This is a genomic window from Exiguobacterium sp. HSB13, assembly GCF_056764755.1.
Genome location: NZ_JBUZOM010000001.1, coordinates 1,642,743 through 1,660,098, shown reverse-complemented (window position 1 = coordinate 1,660,098; position 17,356 = coordinate 1,642,743). Strand labels below are relative to the sequence as shown.

The 17,356-nt window shown below is 46.4% G+C and carries 17 protein-coding genes; 12 read left to right on the top strand and 5 right to left on the bottom strand.

The window, feature by feature from the left end; all coding sequences use genetic code 11:
• Positions 1 to 84 precede the first annotated feature (84 nt).
• Positions 85 to 900, bottom strand: a complete 816-nt coding sequence (locus ACZGCQ_RS08840; protein ID WP_023469054.1) for an NAD kinase — start codon at positions 898 to 900, stop codon at positions 85 to 87.
• Between the two features lie 165 nt (positions 901 to 1,065).
• On the opposite strand from ACZGCQ_RS08840, the gene tpx reads away from it, so the two are divergent.
• The 4 genes from tpx (at position 1,066) to ACZGCQ_RS08820 (ending at position 4,816) form a co-directional block, all read left to right on the top strand.
• A complete protein-coding gene (tpx, locus tag ACZGCQ_RS08835; protein WP_148662037.1) occupies positions 1,066 to 1,563 on the top strand; it encodes a thiol peroxidase in 498 nt (165 codons plus the stop codon).
• A 100-nt stretch (positions 1,564 to 1,663) separates the two neighbouring features.
• Positions 1,664 to 2,572, top strand: a complete 909-nt coding sequence (locus ACZGCQ_RS08830; RefSeq protein ID WP_047393526.1) for a class I SAM-dependent methyltransferase — start codon at positions 1,664 to 1,666, stop codon at positions 2,570 to 2,572.
• Between the two features lie 120 nt (positions 2,573 to 2,692).
• Positions 2,693 to 3,904: an acetate kinase gene (locus ACZGCQ_RS08825; RefSeq protein WP_047393528.1), complete on the top strand. Its 1,212-nt coding sequence runs from the start codon at positions 2,693 to 2,695 to the stop codon at positions 3,902 to 3,904.
• A 306-nt stretch (positions 3,905 to 4,210) separates the two neighbouring features.
• Positions 4,211 to 4,816 carry a 3D domain-containing protein gene (locus ACZGCQ_RS08820; RefSeq protein ID WP_029342343.1) on the top strand — a complete coding sequence of 202 codons (606 nt, stop codon included), beginning with the start codon at positions 4,211 to 4,213 and terminating at the stop codon, positions 4,814 to 4,816.
• 109 nt (positions 4,817 to 4,925) lie between these two features.
• Here the strand turns inward: ACZGCQ_RS08820 and ACZGCQ_RS08815 are convergent, their stop codons facing one another.
• Positions 4,926 to 5,363, bottom strand: coding sequence for a universal stress protein (locus ACZGCQ_RS08815; protein ID WP_029342342.1), 438 nt, complete (start codon positions 5,361 to 5,363; stop codon positions 4,926 to 4,928).
• 154 nt (positions 5,364 to 5,517) lie between these two features.
• On the opposite strand from ACZGCQ_RS08815, the gene ACZGCQ_RS08810 reads away from it, so the two are divergent.
• The gene (locus ACZGCQ_RS08810; RefSeq protein WP_029342341.1) at positions 5,518 to 6,243 is read left to right on the top strand and encodes an SDR family oxidoreductase; all 726 of its coding nucleotides are present in this window, start codon (positions 5,518 to 5,520) and stop codon (positions 6,241 to 6,243) included.
• A 45-nt stretch (positions 6,244 to 6,288) separates the two neighbouring features.
• Here the strand turns inward: ACZGCQ_RS08810 and ACZGCQ_RS08805 are convergent, their stop codons facing one another.
• Positions 6,289 to 7,392, bottom strand: a complete 1,104-nt coding sequence (locus ACZGCQ_RS08805) for a M24 family metallopeptidase (RefSeq protein ID WP_481266042.1) — start codon at positions 7,390 to 7,392, stop codon at positions 6,289 to 6,291.
• A gap of 155 nt (positions 7,393 to 7,547) precedes the next feature.
• On the opposite strand from ACZGCQ_RS08805, the gene ACZGCQ_RS08800 reads away from it, so the two are divergent.
• Positions 7,548 to 8,858, top strand: a complete 1,311-nt coding sequence (locus tag ACZGCQ_RS08800; RefSeq protein WP_023469046.1) for a DRTGG domain-containing protein — start codon at positions 7,548 to 7,550, stop codon at positions 8,856 to 8,858.
• 51 nt (positions 8,859 to 8,909) lie between these two features.
• On the opposite strand, the gene ACZGCQ_RS08795 is transcribed toward ACZGCQ_RS08800, so the two are convergent.
• Complete coding sequence (locus tag ACZGCQ_RS08795; protein ID WP_023469045.1) at positions 8,910 to 9,218, bottom strand: YtpI family protein; 309 nt, start codon at positions 9,216 to 9,218, stop codon at positions 8,910 to 8,912.
• Between the two features lie 63 nt (positions 9,219 to 9,281).
• On the opposite strand from ACZGCQ_RS08795, the gene ACZGCQ_RS08790 reads away from it, so the two are divergent.
• Entirely contained in the window at positions 9,282 to 10,217 is a 936-nt protein-coding gene (locus tag ACZGCQ_RS08790) for a DHH family phosphoesterase (protein WP_481266041.1), read from the top strand.
• Positions 10,218 to 10,282: 65 nt separating this feature from the next.
• On the opposite strand, the gene ACZGCQ_RS08785 is transcribed toward ACZGCQ_RS08790, so the two are convergent.
• Positions 10,283 to 10,477 (bottom strand): YtzJ family protein, encoded by a 195-nt coding sequence (locus ACZGCQ_RS08785; protein WP_023469043.1) that lies wholly within the window; start codon positions 10,475 to 10,477, stop codon positions 10,283 to 10,285.
• Positions 10,478 to 10,623: 146 nt separating this feature from the next.
• Here ACZGCQ_RS08785 and dnaE point away from each other — a divergent pair, with 146 nt between their 5' ends.
• The 5 genes from dnaE to pfkA all read left to right on the top strand — a co-directional run bounded on the left by dnaE (position 10,624) and on the right by pfkA (position 17,326).
• Positions 10,624 to 13,785: a DNA polymerase III subunit alpha gene (gene dnaE / locus ACZGCQ_RS08780; protein ID WP_481266040.1), complete on the top strand. Its 3,162-nt coding sequence runs from the start codon at positions 10,624 to 10,626 to the stop codon at positions 13,783 to 13,785.
• A gap of 102 nt (positions 13,786 to 13,887) precedes the next feature.
• Entirely contained in the window at positions 13,888 to 14,406 is a 519-nt protein-coding gene (locus tag ACZGCQ_RS08775) for a FadR/GntR family transcriptional regulator (protein WP_029342337.1), read from the top strand.
• A gap of 21 nt (positions 14,407 to 14,427) precedes the next feature.
• Entirely contained in the window at positions 14,428 to 15,288 is an 861-nt protein-coding gene (accD, locus tag ACZGCQ_RS08770; protein ID WP_023469040.1) for an acetyl-CoA carboxylase, carboxyltransferase subunit beta, read from the top strand.
• On the top strand, positions 15,275 to 16,210 hold the full coding sequence (accA, locus tag ACZGCQ_RS08765; protein ID WP_481266039.1) for an acetyl-CoA carboxylase carboxyl transferase subunit alpha: 936 nt from the start codon (positions 15,275 to 15,277) through the stop codon (positions 16,208 to 16,210). The genes accD and accA overlap by 14 nt, the downstream gene beginning before the upstream one ends.
• A 147-nt stretch (positions 16,211 to 16,357) precedes the next feature.
• Positions 16,358 to 17,326 (top strand): 6-phosphofructokinase, encoded by a 969-nt coding sequence (gene pfkA / locus ACZGCQ_RS08760; RefSeq protein ID WP_029342336.1) that lies wholly within the window; start codon positions 16,358 to 16,360, stop codon positions 17,324 to 17,326.
• Positions 17,327 to 17,356 lie beyond the last annotated feature (30 nt).

Genomic DNA, 17,356 nt, shown 5'->3' with positions numbered 1-17,356 from the left:
ACCTCCTTTGATTGGAGTATAAAGGGTGACGTAACGGAAGACGCAATAAAAAAATCTGCCCCGAGGAGGCAGATTTTTTTATTGTCATAAGAACGAGCGTTGAATCTTATGCCAAAATGTATTATTCGTCAGTTTGACGGTTTTCAGTTCTTTTTCAGAAAGCTGGATATCGACTGAATCCGTTCGTGTCAGGCTGAGTGCTTCGTTGTCCATCCCGATGATCGGATAATCATTCCCATCTTCGATGATGCGTAACGAAAGTTTCCGTCCACGATTCAGTAAGAAAGCAGAACCGAGTGTCCGGTACCGGTTATTGTTGACCGAAGCAATCTCGCTGACTTGGAGACAGTGGATCAATGGATCGACGATCGCACCAGAAAGCGACTTGTTATAAGCCGTAGAACCCGTCGGTGTTGAGATGACCATTCCATCCCCGCGGAATGTCTCAAACAGGAAGTCATCGATATAGACTTCGATCGCGAGTGATTTGATGATGCTCGACTTCACGGAACATTCGTTCAGACAGAGCATCGGTGGTCCACCGTTGATGGATGCTTCGAGCAGTGGATAACGACGTACTTCGATTTCACCATCCGAGACACGGTTGCCTGTCTCTTTAAAGATCGCTTCGACCGCCGAAAGATCATTGATATCAAAATCACAGTAGAACGAGTTTGGTCCTTCAGCGAATCCAACATAGATGGCATCATCACGGAAACCTGTGAAGCGTGCCGCTTGCAAGAAAGCCCCATCTCCACCAATCGAGACGATGATGTTTGCTTGTCGATGATCTTGGACGACGTTCAGTCCGTATCGTGTACCGACATCAATCAACTTTCGCACCTGCGTCTCGTGTCTTTGTGTATTTCGGTAGTACAGGTAGACATTATTTCGAGCCATGGTCAATTCCCCCTTGAAAGCGTTTCATGAACTCTTTCATTATACCTGTTTTTTGGAAAGACGGGTACTGAAGTCCATCAATTATGGCAGAATGCTTGCCATCTTCGCAGATCATTCCTATAGTTAAATAGAAAATACAGTATATCCAATCAGGGGAAATGGGGAATTCATATGGCAACGTTTAAAGGAAATCCAATCACACTTCAAGGTACAGCGGTTCAAGTCGGACAAACAGCACCTGACTTTCAAGTGTTAGCTAACGACTTATCACCGGTAACACGTGATACATATCAAGGTGTTCGAATCATCAGCGTCGTCCCATCAATCGATACAGGCGTTTGTGATGCGCAGACACGCAAATTCAATGAAGAAGCAGCAACAATCGAAGGTGTGACGGTCATGACGATCTCAAACGATCTTCCGTTCGCACAACGTCGCTGGTGCGCATCAAGCGGTCTTGATCAAGTCGTGACGTTGTCTGATCACCGCGATCTTTCATTCGGTACACAGTATGGCGTAGCCATCGAAGAATTACGCCTGCTTGCACGTTCTGTTTTCGTTCTTGATTCAAACAACGAGATCACGTACGTGGAATATCTTGAAGAATCAACAGACGAAGTCAATTTTGAAGCAGCACTCGCTGCAGCGCGTGAAGCGAAGTAAGAATGGTTTACAAACGCCGCTGAAGCGTTACAATGGAACTAATGATAGAAACGGCTCCTGCTCTACGGGGGGCCGTTTCGTTTTGGAGAGGATGACGTACATGGAGCCGTTAGAAAAGTTATATAAGGAATTAACACGTCAAACAAAACAAATCGAACGTGATCTTGATATGCCCTATTTAGAAGCGTTGACGACGGTGATTGATCGATTGAACGATCGTCATACTGAAAATGTAGATAAAGAGGTCATTCGGAAGGCAGTGTCGCTTGCTATTTTAGAAGGGATGAAACAAGCGCAACCGAACCATTTGCCGACGCCAGACAGTGTCGCTTTGTTTGCTGGTTATCTAATCGGGAAATTGGTAGGTAAGGAGGACATCCGATTACTTGAGTTGGGGAGTGGGACGGGTGGCATGTTACATGCTGTCTTAAGTCAGCTTTCAACAGGTACAGCCGCTGAGGCGGTCGAGGTAGATGAGACATTGATTCGTTTATCAGCAGCGGTAACGGAATTACTCGACTATCCAGTCACGTATACCCATCAGGATGCGTTACGACCATTATTGTTAGATCCAGTTGATCTTGCGATGGCCGATCTTCCTGTCGGTTATTATCCGGATGAAGAGGCTGCCGCTTCTTACATCTTGAAACGAGACGAAGGCATGAGCTATAGTCATTTCTTGTTGATTGAACAGGCGATGCAATACGTCAAACCAGGTGGATTCGGTGTCTTCGTCATTCCGAACGGTCTGTTCCAGCATGATACGGAAGGGAAGTTGAAACAGTACTTCGAATCAAAAGCGCATGTGATCGGTATTTTGCAGTTGCCGCTCACGATGTTCAAACAAGAACAGGCGGCAAAAAGTTATTTAATCGTCCGTAATCATTTAGCCGGTATGAAGATGCCAAAACAAGCATTGCTTGCTGAGTTGCCATCGTTCACAGATGCCCGCGCGTTTGGTGGTATGGTGAAACAGATTGATGAATGGATTAACACAGAATTAAAATGAATTACGCAAAGTGATTGAAATCTGTCGTTAATTTGACTATTCTAGTTGTAGAACAGAAATAGAAGAAAACCTAAACAGATGTGAATGTTCATTGGATTCAAATGGAAAAGGGGAAAAATCATGGCAAAAATTATGGCGGTAAACGCAGGTAGTTCGTCTTTGAAGTTCCAATTGCTCGAAATGCCGAACGAAACGATGATTGCAGTCGGACTCGTTGAACGCGTTGGTAAAGACGATGCAATCTTTACGATCAAATATGGTGAAGGACAAAAGTATACAGATGTCCTCCCACTTGCAACACATAAAGAAGCAGTCGAGTTGTCACTCGAAAAATTGATGGAGTTCGGAATCATCTCGTCTTACGATGAGATTAAAGGTGTTGGACACCGTGTGCTTCATGGTAAAGAAAAATATGCAGACTCTGTATTGATTACAGATGAAGTCATGCACGATATCGAGTCGTACACAGAACTCGGACCACTTCACATTCCACCAAACTTGATCGGAATCCGGGCATTCCAAGCATTGCTTCCGGAAGTACCACAAGTGGCAGTCTTCGATACGGCGTTCCACCAAACGATGCCAGAAGAAAACTTCCTTTACAGCTTGCCGTATGATTACTATACAGAATACGGCATCCGTAAATATGGTTTCCACGGTACGAGCCACAAATACGTTACGGAACGTGCATCTGAATTACTCGGTCGTCCGTTAAAAGACCTCCGTTTGATTTCATGTCACTTAGGTAGCGGAGCATCGATCGCAGCAGTTTCGGGTGGCGAATCAATCGATACGACAATGGGCTTCACACCGCTTGAAGGGATCACGATGGGAACACGTTCTGGTTCACTTGACCCAGCGTTGATTCCATTCTTGATGGAGAAAACAGGGAAAACAGCAGAAGACGTCTTGAACGTCATGAACAAAGAGTCTGGAATCTACGGTCTTTCAGGTCTTTCAAGTGACTTGCGTGATGTCCAGACAGCTGCTAAAGAAGGAAACCATCGTTCAGAGATGGCACTCCGTATCTTTGCGAACCGTATCCACGGTTACATCGGGCAATACGCTGCTGAGATGAATGGTGTCGATGCGATCATCTTCACAGCCGGCGTCGGAGAAAACTCAGATTCAATCCGTGAGCGTGTCTTACGTGGTCTTGAATTCATGGGCGTTTACTGGGATCCATCACTCAACACTGGAGCTCGTGGAGAAGAACTCTTCATTAACTACCCACACTCACCAGTTAAAGTCATCATCATTCCAACGAATGAGGAATTGATGATTGCACGCGACACGGTTCGTGTTGGTGGATTAGTTGCTCAAAACGCATAATCGTTTCAATCAAAAAGACTGAGTCGTCATTCCGACGATTCAGTCTTTTTTTATAAAATCTAAGAAATAGAATATACGAACATACGATCTATTGTTACGGTGTTTGTCATATAACGAAAAATGAATCGTCATCTTTGTAAAAATAAACCCGAAAATGATCGATTTCTTAAAAAAATGAGTCGTTTGTAACATAAAAGTAATAGTACAGACATATTTTTGTGGTCTATATGTAACGGCACTCCCTCGTTTTGTCATGTATATTAATCTCAGTTAACAAACACGAAACAATGATGGAGGAGAAAATACATGATGAAACGGATGCTCGCAAGTGTTTTAACGGTCGTGTTAGCACTCAGTTCGTTCGCAGGTCTTCAAGCAGAGGCTGCAACTAAGAAAAGCGTCAAGTCAACAGTCGATAGCCTAGTCATTCGTCAGAAAGCTACTACTTCTTCGAAAAAGCTCGGTCTTCTATATAAGAACCAAACGTTATCGTACAAAGCAAAAACAGGTAACTGGTATAAAGTAAGTTACAAAGGTAAAACAGCTTACCTTAGCGCAAGCTACTCGAAAGTCGTGACGTCAAGCAGTTCGAAAAAACAATCGACAGGTGGTTGGAAAACAATCACGAACGTAAGCGCAACAGCTTACACGCCGTATGATCCAGGTAGTGGTAATCTGACAGCAATCGGTTGGAACATCAAGAGCTCGAAAAAGAAAGTCGTAGCGGTTGATCCACGTGTCATTCCACTTCGTTCGACAGTGAAAGTGTATTACAAAGGGAAATTAAAAGGAACGTATACAGCCGCTGATACTGGCGGTGCCATCAAAGGCAAGAAACTGGATATCCTTTACTACTCTCGTTCAGAAGCATTCAACTGGGGTCGTCGTACGGTCACAGTAAAATACAAATGATTTCAAACCATCGGACATTGGTTCGATGGTTTTTTTGATTAAGTAGGTCGTCAAAAAAGCCTCGCTTCCTTTGAAATGAAGGAAGCGAGGCTTTTTGGTGAAGAGTGGTTCATAAACGGACGATCAAGACGTCACATTTTGCGTAACGCGTAATGCTTTCAGAGACACTACCGATGAAGAAACGCTCAACAGCGTTTAAACCAGTTGCGCCACAGATGATTAAATCGGCATCGTGATTAGGGGCAAGCTTTTTGGCGATCGTTACTTTCGGTGAGCCGTATTCAATCGCTACTTCGACTTCCTGTACACCGCGATCTTGAGCGGTCTTGACGTATTCGTCTAGCAATTCCTTCGCGTAAGATTCGGCACGCTCCGTGATGGTGCGGTCATATGCTTCTACCGTTGCGAATGTCCGTGTATCAATGACGTGTGCGATGATCAATTTTGCATCATTTCGCAATGAAACATCGATTGCCGTCTCGAAGGCACGTTCTGCCTCTTTTGAGCCATCTACTGCTACAAGTACATTATGATAGACGATTGCCATGATGAATCCATCCCTTCGTAATCGATATGATGAGTACACCCTGATTATACCATTCTCTTACTGGGAGCGGATGAAACATTCAGTGAGTTCTAAAAATTGTCCTTCCTTTCCGTTCCGTCGTAAGATGGAGTCAGTGAAAGGGGGCGATGCCAAGATGAGGCACGCGTTAATTACAGCAGGTACAAAAGGACTGGGAGAACGAGTAACGCGCCAGTTACTGGAAGAAGGTTGGAAAGTGACAGCGTTCCATCGTTCCGAACCCGAATTTACACATCCGAACCTCATGACGATTCAAGCGGATGTGACGAATCAAGAAGAATTGGAACGCGCAACCCAACAAGCAATCAACGAGCAAGGTCGGATTGATGCGTTGATACTTAATGCAGGACCTTATATATTTGAACGAAAAGCGTTAGTAGATTACACCGATCAGGAATGGAATGAAGTGATCACCGGGAATCTGACGGCTAGTTTTTGGCTGTTACGTCAAGTGTTACCCGTCATGCGTAAGCAATCTTATGGTCGAATCATTACGTATGGCTTTCCAGAGAGTGCAACAGCGCCGGGATGGGTATGCCGGGCGGCTTTCGCTGCTGCTAAAAGCGGGATGGTGAGTTTGACGAAGAGTGTAGCGCTTGAAGAAGCGGAACATGGCATCACGGTCAACATGGTCAACCCAGGAAACATCGTCGGAGACAATAAGACGAAACAGATTTCAGAAGCGGAGCATGATGAGGCGACGCCTGTCGGAAGAACGGGTGTCGGAGAAGACATCGCTCGCGCGATCTCCTTCTTGCTGGCAGAAGAATCGAGTATGATCACTGGAGCAATTCTCGATGTAACAGGTGGCGTCAATGTCGTCCATCAATCCCGTAAGTAAGCAAAAACACCTAATCCAAGCGATGGATTAGGTGTTTTTCTTGAGTTAAGATAACGAAATGGATTGAAGGTGTTTTGGTGTGCGAGTTAACGCAACTGGACCTTCCGCAGTGAGATGAATATCATCCTCGATGCGGACGCCACCGACACCTGGAACATAAATGCCTGGTTCGAGTGTGTAGACGATACCAGCTTCAGCCGTCAGTAGGTTGTTTGACGCGAGAGACGGGAATTCATGAACCTCGATTCCGAGTCCGTGACCGACACGGTGCGTGAAGTACTGCCCGTAACCAGCTTTTGTGATGACGTCACGAGCTGCCTTATCTAACGAACCGAGTGTCGTGCCGATCTGGCTTGCTTCTGTCGCGGCTTCAAGTGCTTGGCGAACCGTTTCATAGATTTTTTTCTGTTCTTCGTTCGCTTCGCCGTAAACGAAGGTCCGTGTAATATCGGAACAGTAGCCTTTCCAAACGACGCCGAGGTCAAATAAGACGAAGTCGCCTTCTTGGATGACACGGTCGCCGGGTACACCGTGCGGATCAGCACTGTTTGCACCAAATAAAACAAGCGTATCAAATGACATCTCGCGGACGCCTTTTTTCTTCATTTCATATTCGATTTCCGCAATGACTTCGATTTCCGTGATCCCCGGGCGGATTGCTTGTTTACCGATTTCGATTGCTTCGTCCGCAAGTTGTGCTGCTTCTTGAAGAATAGCGATTTCGTCCGGTGTTTTTTTCAAGCGCAGTCCTTGTAGCGACGCACCGATATCGAGAATCGCTGCGTTCTCAAGACGTGAACTTAACTCCTGATAGCGGCTGAACGTCATATGTTCCCCTTCGATACCAATCCGGTTATTCGAGTGTTCGAATGTCGCGAATAATTCTGCTAATCGATCAAACGGGTTTTCGTGATCCTCATACGTCACGACGTCTCCTTCCCAAGGACTCGCTGCAACGATACTTGCTTCGAGCGCCGGACAGAATAATACATGTTTGCCGGTTACATCCACGAGGACCGCCATGACACGTTCGTGGGGTTCAGCGTAGACTCCTGAGAAATAAAAGACATTTGCCTTCGAAGTGACGACGGCTAAGTCGATTCCTTGTTCTTTCAAGAATTCACTGATTTGGTTCGTACGTTCGCGCATATATGATTCCACCTCTCTACTCATTTTCTACATAAGTATATCATCGTCCGGTTCGAAAAACATTTATCGTAAATCAGACTAGTACACGTTTTCATCTTTAGAGTAGTACAGTATAATGACAGGAGAGTAGAAAAAAGGAAAAGAAGGGATACAGTATGCCTACGAAACACGAACAGATCATTCGACACATCGAAGATCTTGATGTCGGAACAAAGATTTCCGTCCGACAAATCGCGAAGGATTTGACCGTATCCGAGGGGACGGCTTATCGCGCCATCAAGGAAGCAGAAAATTTAGGGTTCGTCTCGACGATCGAGCGAGTCGGAACGATTCGGATTAAAAAGAAACAAAAAGAAAATATCGAGAAGCTGACATTCGCGGAAGTCGTGAACATCGTCGATGGTCAAGTGCTCGGTGGTCGAAATGGATTACACAAGACGTTGACGAAATTCGTCATTGGCGCAATGAAGCTCGAAGCCATGATGCGCTACATCGATGTCGATAGTCTCGTCATCATCGGAAACCGCGAAAAAGCACATGAGCTCGTGCTTGAAGCAGGGGCTGCTGTATTGATTACCGGTGGCTTCGATACGACAGAAGATGCGAAGCGATTGGCGGATGAGATGGAGTTACCGATCATTTCGACGTCATATGATACGTTCACGGTTGCGACGATGATCAACCGTGCGATTTATGATCGATTGATCAAAAAGGAGATTTTACTCGTCTCGGATATTTTAATTCCGTTGCATGACACGTTCTATTTACAGACGACGGATCCCATTTCACGCTGGCATGAGTTAAATGAGCAGACGAAACACAATCGTTATCCTGTCATCGATGAACAAATGAAGGTCGTCGGTGTCGTGACAGCGAAGGACATCATTGACCGTCCACATGACTGGGCTGTTGAAAAAGTCATGACCCGTCACCCGATCACGGTCGGTATTCGAACGAGTGTCACGAATTCCGCGCATCAGATGGTCTGGGAAGGAATCGAGATGTTACCGGTCATCGACCAGTACGGTCGATTGCTCGGGATCATTAGTCGGCAAGACGTCCTCAAGGCACTGCAACTCGCGAATCGTCAACCACAAGTCGGAGAGACGTTCGACGATCTAATCACGGGGCAAATCAAGGCGGCGGAGGACGAACGGGGACCGTACTTATCGCTTGAGGTCTCGCCGCAAATGACGAACTTCATGGGGACTGCTTCGAGTGGGGTGTTGACGACGCTTCTAGTCGAAGGAGCGACGCGAATGTTACGCCATATGAAAAAAGGTGACCTCGTCATTGAAAATGTCAGCATCTACTTCATTAAACCTGTTCAAATCGAGAGCACGGTAACGATCCGGGCGAATGTCTTTGACGTCGGTCGAAAATTCGGGAAAGTCGATGTCGAAATGTATCAAGGGACACAAATTGTTGCGAAGGCACTCGTGACATCCCAACTCATCGATCGTTAAATGAATCAAAAAGAACCGAAGTCAACTGACTTCGGTTCCTCTGAATCTAGCTCAGGATTGCTCCATCTCGCGGACGACATACGGATAAATCTTTTTGTAACGGATGAATCCGGCGATGAATGAAGCAACACCGACGATGATTAAAATGGAACAAACGATTTTCCCAACGAGTGTCGTTAATCCGTTCCCGGAAACGAACTGGTTGACGGCGAATAGGATGACGAACAAGCTCAACCAAATGCTCGCTTGCGTATTGAACAAGTATTTTCGGTTCGTGCTTTTCGTATGGAACGCGCGGCGTTTTGCTAACAAATACCCACCAAGCGAGAAAACGATGAGGGCGATGAGGATGAATTGCATGTTAAAAGGACCTCCTTTTTGTCTTCATCTAGTATCATATCAAGATTAGAGGAGCTGTGCACAGTGAAAGAGCAAATCAAACAAATGATTGAAGCGGCAGATACGATCATCATTCATCGTCATGAACGGCCAGATCCCGATGCACTCGGTAGTCAATTCGGTTTACAATTAACATTACAACATCAGTTTCCTGAAAAAACAGTTTTGTCAGCAGGTGAGATGGCGGCATCACTGTCATTCATGGGGGAGCTCGATCAAATTGATGACGTGTTGTATAAAAAGGCGTTAGTCGTGATTCTGGATACGGCGAACCAAGCGCGGATTGATGGAAAAGTTGCGATGACAGGAAAAGATGTCATTAAAATCGACCATCATCCGGATGAAGATCCATACGCGCCCGTGCAGCTCGTCGATACGACGATGAGTTCGACATCGGAACTGCTCGTTCATTTATTGAATGAATGGGGATATGAGATTCCAGCACCAGCTGCCATTCAATTCTACGCTGGGATCGTCGGTGACACGGGACGTTTCCAATTCCGTGGTACGACGAAACGAACATTTGAAGTCGCAGCGCAATTGATTGATGCAGGAATCGATACGGACTGGTTGTATCGCAATATGTACGAAACAGAACTTGCGGCGCTTCACTTACAAGGATACGTCCTACAACATATTCAATTGACGGGTCAAGGTGTCGGTTATGTCGTTTTGACACAAGATACATTGAAGCAGTTTGGGGCGACGGTTGAGCAAGCATCGTTGCTCGTCAATAGTTTTGCTGGTTTAAAAGGAATGAAGTGTTGGGCGTTATTCCTTGAAACGGACAAGGAAGTCCGTGTCCGGATTCGTTCGAAGGGTCCTGTCATCAATGAAGTAGCAAAAGAATTCAATGGTGGTGGACATCCGATGGCGTCTGGTGCAACGATTGGACAGTTGAGTGAAGTCGAACGTGTCATCCGTCGTCTGGACGAGGTCGCTGCTAACTTCCAGTTTTAAACGGAAAAAGGCTGCTCGGTCTCACTCCTCTCATAGAGGAAGCGAAGCGAACAGCCTTTTTACGCTTATTGCGTCTTTGTTTCGTCTTGCGGAATGAACCAAACGCCACGATCTGTGTGGTCTTCAATGACATTCAGTTGAAGTTCAGCGACAGATTTGCGAATCTTCTCAGCGATTTCTTCCGTTTCAGTAAAAGCGGTAACACCGAGCTTTAGTTGTTCGACTTTTTCACGTGCGATTTGACTGCGATTCAAAATCATGAGAAACGCTCCTTCCGTACCCGTCATGATATTTCTATACTTATTGTAGCGAATAATAAATCAGATGGCGAGTACTTGAGTCAGTTAGATATGAATGTTCTGAAAACTTTTAAAACCCTCCATCAGAAGAGAAAGGAGAATGGAAGATGCATATAAATGTTCGGACGCAGTTTAGTCCATTGCAAAGTTTAGTTCGAATCGAGCCTTATCTTGATGAACTAGTCCGTCGACACATCGGACGAGCGGTCATCTGTGAAACGACATTAACAGGAGTTCCCGCATTCATCGATGCATGTCAACGTCGAAATATGCAGCCGATCGTCGGATGGGAGCAACGAATCGAAGAAGAAGAATTTTGTATCTTATGGTTTGCTTTTTCTTCTGATGGACTGCGTCAACTGTATCGACTAGCCAGTCGACAGGGGGAGACTGAAGTTTCATCACTGATCGCGGTGCTCGTTCCACTGCGTCAAGCATCTGAAGATGCGACGCGTCTACGTCGTTCCTTCGTTCAATGGATGGGACACGTTCAAGGAGCGCGTACATATATGGGAGTAACCTCTAGTCGTTCAACGGTCGAACGAGAGAGTCGCACGCGTTACCGCGAAGTAGCAGCAGCACTTGGTGTTGAGACTGTACCAGTCGATCCTGTTCGTTATCTTCGTCGAGATGAAGCGCCAGCGTATCAAGCAATACGTGCGATTGGTGAAGCGACGACGTTCCAAGACCAAAAGACAGATCGTCTGATGCATTTAAAGACCCGGGAAGAGTTACTCGAAGACTTTACCGAGCGAGAAATTACGATGGCGGAGCAGTTTGCGACGACATCTGAACGCTTAGAATTACCTTATCAACAACGTCCACTTCCACGTATTGCGGAAGACTCGAATGCGTTGTTACGGAAACGTGCTGAGGAAGGGTTACTGGCACATGGTCATGAAAGTGAAACGGCACGGGAACGTCTCGCTTATGAACTATCAGTCATCGATAAGACGGGATTTGCCGATTACTTCTTAATCGTTGAAGAACTCGTAAGTAGCGCAAAAGCGAAAGGTATCTTCGTTGGACCTGGTCGAGGCTCAGCAGCTGGATCACTTGTCAGTTATGCGCTTGGGATTACGACAGTGGATCCATTGAAATATGGATTACTATTCGAACGATTCTTGAACCCCGAGCGGATTTCGATGCCGGATATCGATATCGATATCGAAGACGAACGACGCGAAGAAGTATTAGAGGATCTCGTAATGCGTTACGGAAAAGATCATGTTGCTCAAATCGGTACATTGTCGACGCTCGGTGCCAAAGCCGCTCTTCGAGACGTCGGACGGACGCTAGAGTTTTCGAAAGATGAGTTAGATGCTGCAGTCAAACAGCTTGGGAAATCAACGACATTACAAGGAATCGAACAAAATAAACAGACATATCGTTGGTTCTCTGGAAGCGAAAAGCGCCGGCAACTGTTGCAATTGGCACAAGCGGTCGAGGGTCTCCCGAGACAACGTTCGGTTCACGCGGCTGGTGTCGTCATTGGATCTGAACTGCTCGTCGAGACGACACCTGTTGAAACGGGACCAAATGAACGGTATGTGACGCAGTTCCTGATGCAGGCGTTGGAGCGTCAAGGATTGTTAAAAATTGACTTGTTAGGATTACGAAATCTCAGTCGTTTGCGTCGGATGGAAGAATTGATTCGTCGAGAACAGCCATCCTTTACGCTCACGCAAATTCCAGAGGAAGATCGTGCAACATTCCAAGTCTTTGCCCGCGCTGAGACGGATGATATTTTCCAATTCGAGTCGACAGGTATGAAACAGACGTTACGCGAAGTCAAACCAAATCGGTTCGAGGATTTGGTAGCAACGATGTCACTCTATCGTCCAGGACCAATGAAATTCATTGATCTGTACGCGAAACGAAAAGCCGGTCAACCTTATCAAATGTTGCATCCCGTTTTAGAAGACGTCCTTTCACCAACGTATGGCATCATCGTCTATCAAGAGCAAGTCATGGAAATCACCCGTCGAGTGGCTGGATTTACACTGGCACAAGCAGATTTATTACGGCGTGCAATTTCTAAGAAAAGTACGGATTCGCTCGAACGGGAACGGGTTCGTTTTCTCGAAGGAGCAAAGTCGAATGGATTCGATGATGCAATCGCACAATCACTCTATGAACAAATTGAGCGATTTGCTGGGTATGGATTCAACCGAAGCCATGCGGTCGCCTATTCAAAAATTAGTTATGCCCTTGGATATATCAAAGCGCATTTTCCGCACATTTTCTTGCTTGTCTCGGTCGAACAACCGGAGCGTCTCGTCCGATTGATGCGCGAACGACGTCTTCCTGTCCTATCGCCGGATGTCTGGATTTCGGATTACCGTTCTTCGTTAGAGGGCAAAGGAATTCGTCTCGGTATCCATGTGATTAAAGGTATTTCTGAGCGAGAATTCGAGCGTGTAAAGGACGCGTCGAAGCATACGGCGACGATTGCTGATCTGTTAACCCACGTCGGATGGGGCAAGAAGGAGCGCGCAAAAATTGAATTGTTACTCTACAGTGGTGCGCTAGATCGAGCGACGCACGGCGATCGCGGGCTCGCCGAACAAGAGGTACTTGAGTATTTCACCGAGTCGTCGAATACATTACTTCCAGACGAATTAGCAATTCTCGGGAAACGCCGGACACAGAAGTCATCGAAACGAAGTGATTCCGACTGGGCACGATTAGAACGGGAAGCGCTTGGATTCTGGTTGACGTATTCGCCATTAACGACAGCAATGAAAGCACCGGTTGAATCTGCTTATTTCCATGATCTTGGAGTCGGCTCGGAAACACATTATTTAGTCTGTTATATTGATCAGATTCGAGAGTTCAAGACGAAACGTGGTCAAACGATGGCAGTTATTCAGGCAGTCGACGGGTATTCGAATGAAGAGGTCGTCGTCTTCCCGAATCAATATGAACGATTCCGTCGATCGCTTTATTTAGGGAACGTCTTACTGATTGAACTAAAGGTGCAAGATCGCGAAGGGGAGCGTCAGTTCATTTTGGAACGTCTCCGTCCACTTGGACAAGATGTGCTGTTCGTCAAGTTAACATCAAAAAATGAGTTGGCCGCACTCGAACAGTTGCTAGAAGCAGCGCCAGGCGATATTCCAGTCGTCGTTCGCTACGCGGATTCACGCGAGACGAAATCGTTACCGCCGCTTTATGCAGTGCAACATGATGAGGAATTACTAGCTCGGCTACGTATTCGGTTTGGCGAGGATCATGTCGTCCTGAAAAATGTCCCCCGCTCAAACTAGTACTAGGTAATAAGATTTGTTATAATAAGGGGTAATTGGTCTGACCAATGCCACCGATTAAAGCAACCGACTGAAGGGTCAGAAAGGTGGTGCCGTATCGATATGGAGAAGAAACGAAATGCGTTTGAAGCCAATATCGCGGCGATTAAATTGATGATCGAACAAGATGGATTAGTTCCAGGAGACCGTATTCCATCAGAACGGGAACTGGCAGAACGACTATCCATCAGTCGACCGTCCGTACGAGAAGCATTACGGACGCTCGCTTATTTAGGGATCGTCGAGACACGACATGGAGGCGGAAGCTTTCTATTGAATCGTGACGATCATACCTATATTCAAATCATCGCTCAATTCTTAGTGACTGGCGATTCGAAGTTCGAAGACTTGGCAGGAACGCTTCGCTTGCTTGAGCAAGCAGCGCTCGCGCAGCTGGATGACCTTTCGGTGCTTGCACCAGTCGTTTCATCCGATGTTGCGTTTCGTGAAACGTTGATTCAGACAGTCGATAACGATTTGTTTGAACGAATCTGGCGACAAGTCAATGCCTTCCATAAAAGCTTCGGTCAAGGGGAACTCTATACGCAGGCGGAACGGGAACAACTCTTGAACCGCCCATAGGATGACAAGGGGGAACTGAACGTGCAAGCATTTTTTCGAAAACCTAAAAAGTTCGTCACGCTGACTTCGAAGGAGCAGCGTGTCGATGTGCCAGTTGGCCTAATGACGAAATGTCCGAAATGTAAATTAATCCAATATACGAAACAACTGGAGGCGAACTTACGTGTCTGTTCATGTGGGTATCATCACCCGTTGACCGCGCAAGAACGTTTTACGCAATTATTTGATGAAGGTTCGGTGACGTATTTCGACTTACCGGCAGTTCAAGCGGATCCGCTTGGATTCCAGGATTACCCGGAAAAATTAAAGGGCGACCAAGTCAGAACGGGTCTTGAGGAAGCGATCGTCTGTGGCGTCGGGAATGTGAATGGTCACCCACTCGTCGCTTGTGTCATGGATGCACGATTCCGGATGGGTTCGATGGGTGCAGCGGTTGGTGCTGCGATTTCTGAAGCGGTTCGTTACGCAACGAAACATCGTCTACCTGTCACGATTTTCTCCGCTTCAGGTGGAGCACGGATGCAAGAGGGAATGGTTAGTCTCATGCAGATGGCGAAATCGAGTCTCTTCTTAAAACAGCATTCAGATGCTGGATTACTTTATATTTCTTGTATGACTCATCCGACGACCGGCGGTGTATCAGCAAGTTTTGCGATGCTCGGTGATTTCAACATCGCTGAACCGGGGGCGTTGATCGGGTTTGCAGGTCGACGGATCATCGAACAGACGATACGTGAAAAACTACCGGAAGATTTCCAAACAGCAGAATTCTTATTACAAGCAGGTCAACTGGACGATGTCGTATCACGACATGATCTGAAAACGTACTATACGCGAATCTTAAAGCTACATGCGGAGGGAACGAACCATGCAACCATTTGACCAACCAGTCATCGCGTTACGCGAAAAAATTCTTGAGCTCCATGATATGGCGGAAACACAAGGATTAGACTTCAAGGAAGAACTCCAACTTCTTGAAGAACGCCTTCATCGATTAGAACTCGATATTTACGGGAATATGGAAGCGTGGAATCGTGTTCAATTGGCACGTCATCCAGAACGTCCAACGACACTCGATTACATTGAATCCATTTGTGAAGATTTCATCGAGCTGCATGGCGATCGTCATGGGTATGATGATGCGGCAATCGTTGGTGGAATTGGAACATTGAATGGTCGTCCGGTGACGATCATCGGTCATCAACGCGGAAAAGATACAAAAGAAAACATTCGTCGTAATTTTGGGATGCCACATCCGGAAGGGTACCGAAAAGCACTACGTCTCATGCAACAAGCGGAGAAATTCAACCGACCAATCATCACGTTCATCGACACGAAAGGGGCTTATCCAGGACGTGCGGCAGAAGAACGTGGTCAGAGTGAGGCCATCGCGAAAAATCTGTTTGAGATGGCTGGCATGACAGTTCCAATCATCTCAATCGTCATCGGTGAAGGTGGATCAGGTGGTGCTTTAGGAATCGGAGTGTGTGACCAACTCTTGATGCTCGAGAATTCAACGTATTCCGTTATCTCTCCTGAAGGTGCTGCAGCATTGTTATGGAAAGATGCAAGTCTTGCGGAGAAAGCGGCAGAATCGATGAAGATCACAGCACCTGATTTATTACGACTCGGGATCGCAGATGCCATCATTCCAGAAGTCGTCGGAGGCGCACATCTCGATGTGTCATTACAGGCGGATAAATTAAAAACTGTATTGGTACAGAAACTCGAATCATTGGTTCATTTGACCAAGGAAGAGCTTATCGATCAGCGGACCGAAAAATATCACCAAATTGGCACATAAGCACCATGTAATCGCTATCATGATTGATATTCCTCATTTCCGGAATCGGTGATGAAAAACCAAGTGAAAGTTTATGCAATCTACCCTGTTGTAAAACAAGAAAACAACGTGCTATTTTAGATTCAGATTAATGGAGAGGTGATTAACGTGAGTTTAAAACGGATTGCTGTCTTAACGAGTGGCGGCGATGCACCAGGTATGAATGCCGCGGTGCGTGCTGTCACGCGTAAAGCGATTTTTCATGGCTTAGAAGTATTTGGTGTCTATAACGGCTATCAAGGATTAATCAACGGGGACATCGTCCAGTTGAACCTTGGATCAGTTGGTGACATTATTCAACGAGGCGGAACGTTCCTACGTTCAGCACGTTGCCCTGAGTTCCGCACAGAAGAAGGACGAGCAAAAGCGGTCGTCAATCTTAAGAAATTTGAAATTGATGCACTCGTCGTCGTAGGCGGAGACGGGTCGTATCGTGGTGCCCAAAAATTGACAGGACTTGGCTTCCCGACAATTGGACTTCCAGGTACGATTGATAACGATATCCCTGGAACGGACTATACGATTGGTTTTGATACAGCGCTCAACACGGCGCTTGAAGCAATCGATAAAATCCGTGATACGGCATCGTCGCATGAGCGGACGTATGTCATTGAAGTCATGGGACGCGATGCAGGTGATATCGCATTATATGCAGGACTTGCTGGTGGAGCAGAATCGATTCTTGTTCCCGAGCGTCCTGAAGATTTAAAAGAAGTCCTTGATCGCATTCAAAGTGGTGTCAATCGCGGTAAAAAACACTCGATCGTCATCGTCGCTGAAGGGGCAGGTCGTGCTCAGGACGTGGGAGACGCTATCGCAAAAGAAACAGGTCTTGATACACGCGTCACGGTTCTTGGTCACGTTCAACGTGGTGGAGCACCAACGGCAGCGGACCGTGTACTTGCAAGTCGGATGGGTGCGCATGCTATCGAAATCCTACTTCAAGGAAAGCAAGGACGTGTCGTAGGTGTACGTGGTGGTAAGATGATTGATCTCGATATCGATGAGGCACTCGACGAAAATAAACATGAGCTGGATCTTGATATTCTCGAGCTTTCAAAACAGCTTTCGATTTAACGAACGTCGATAGGATTGGAATGGACAAGA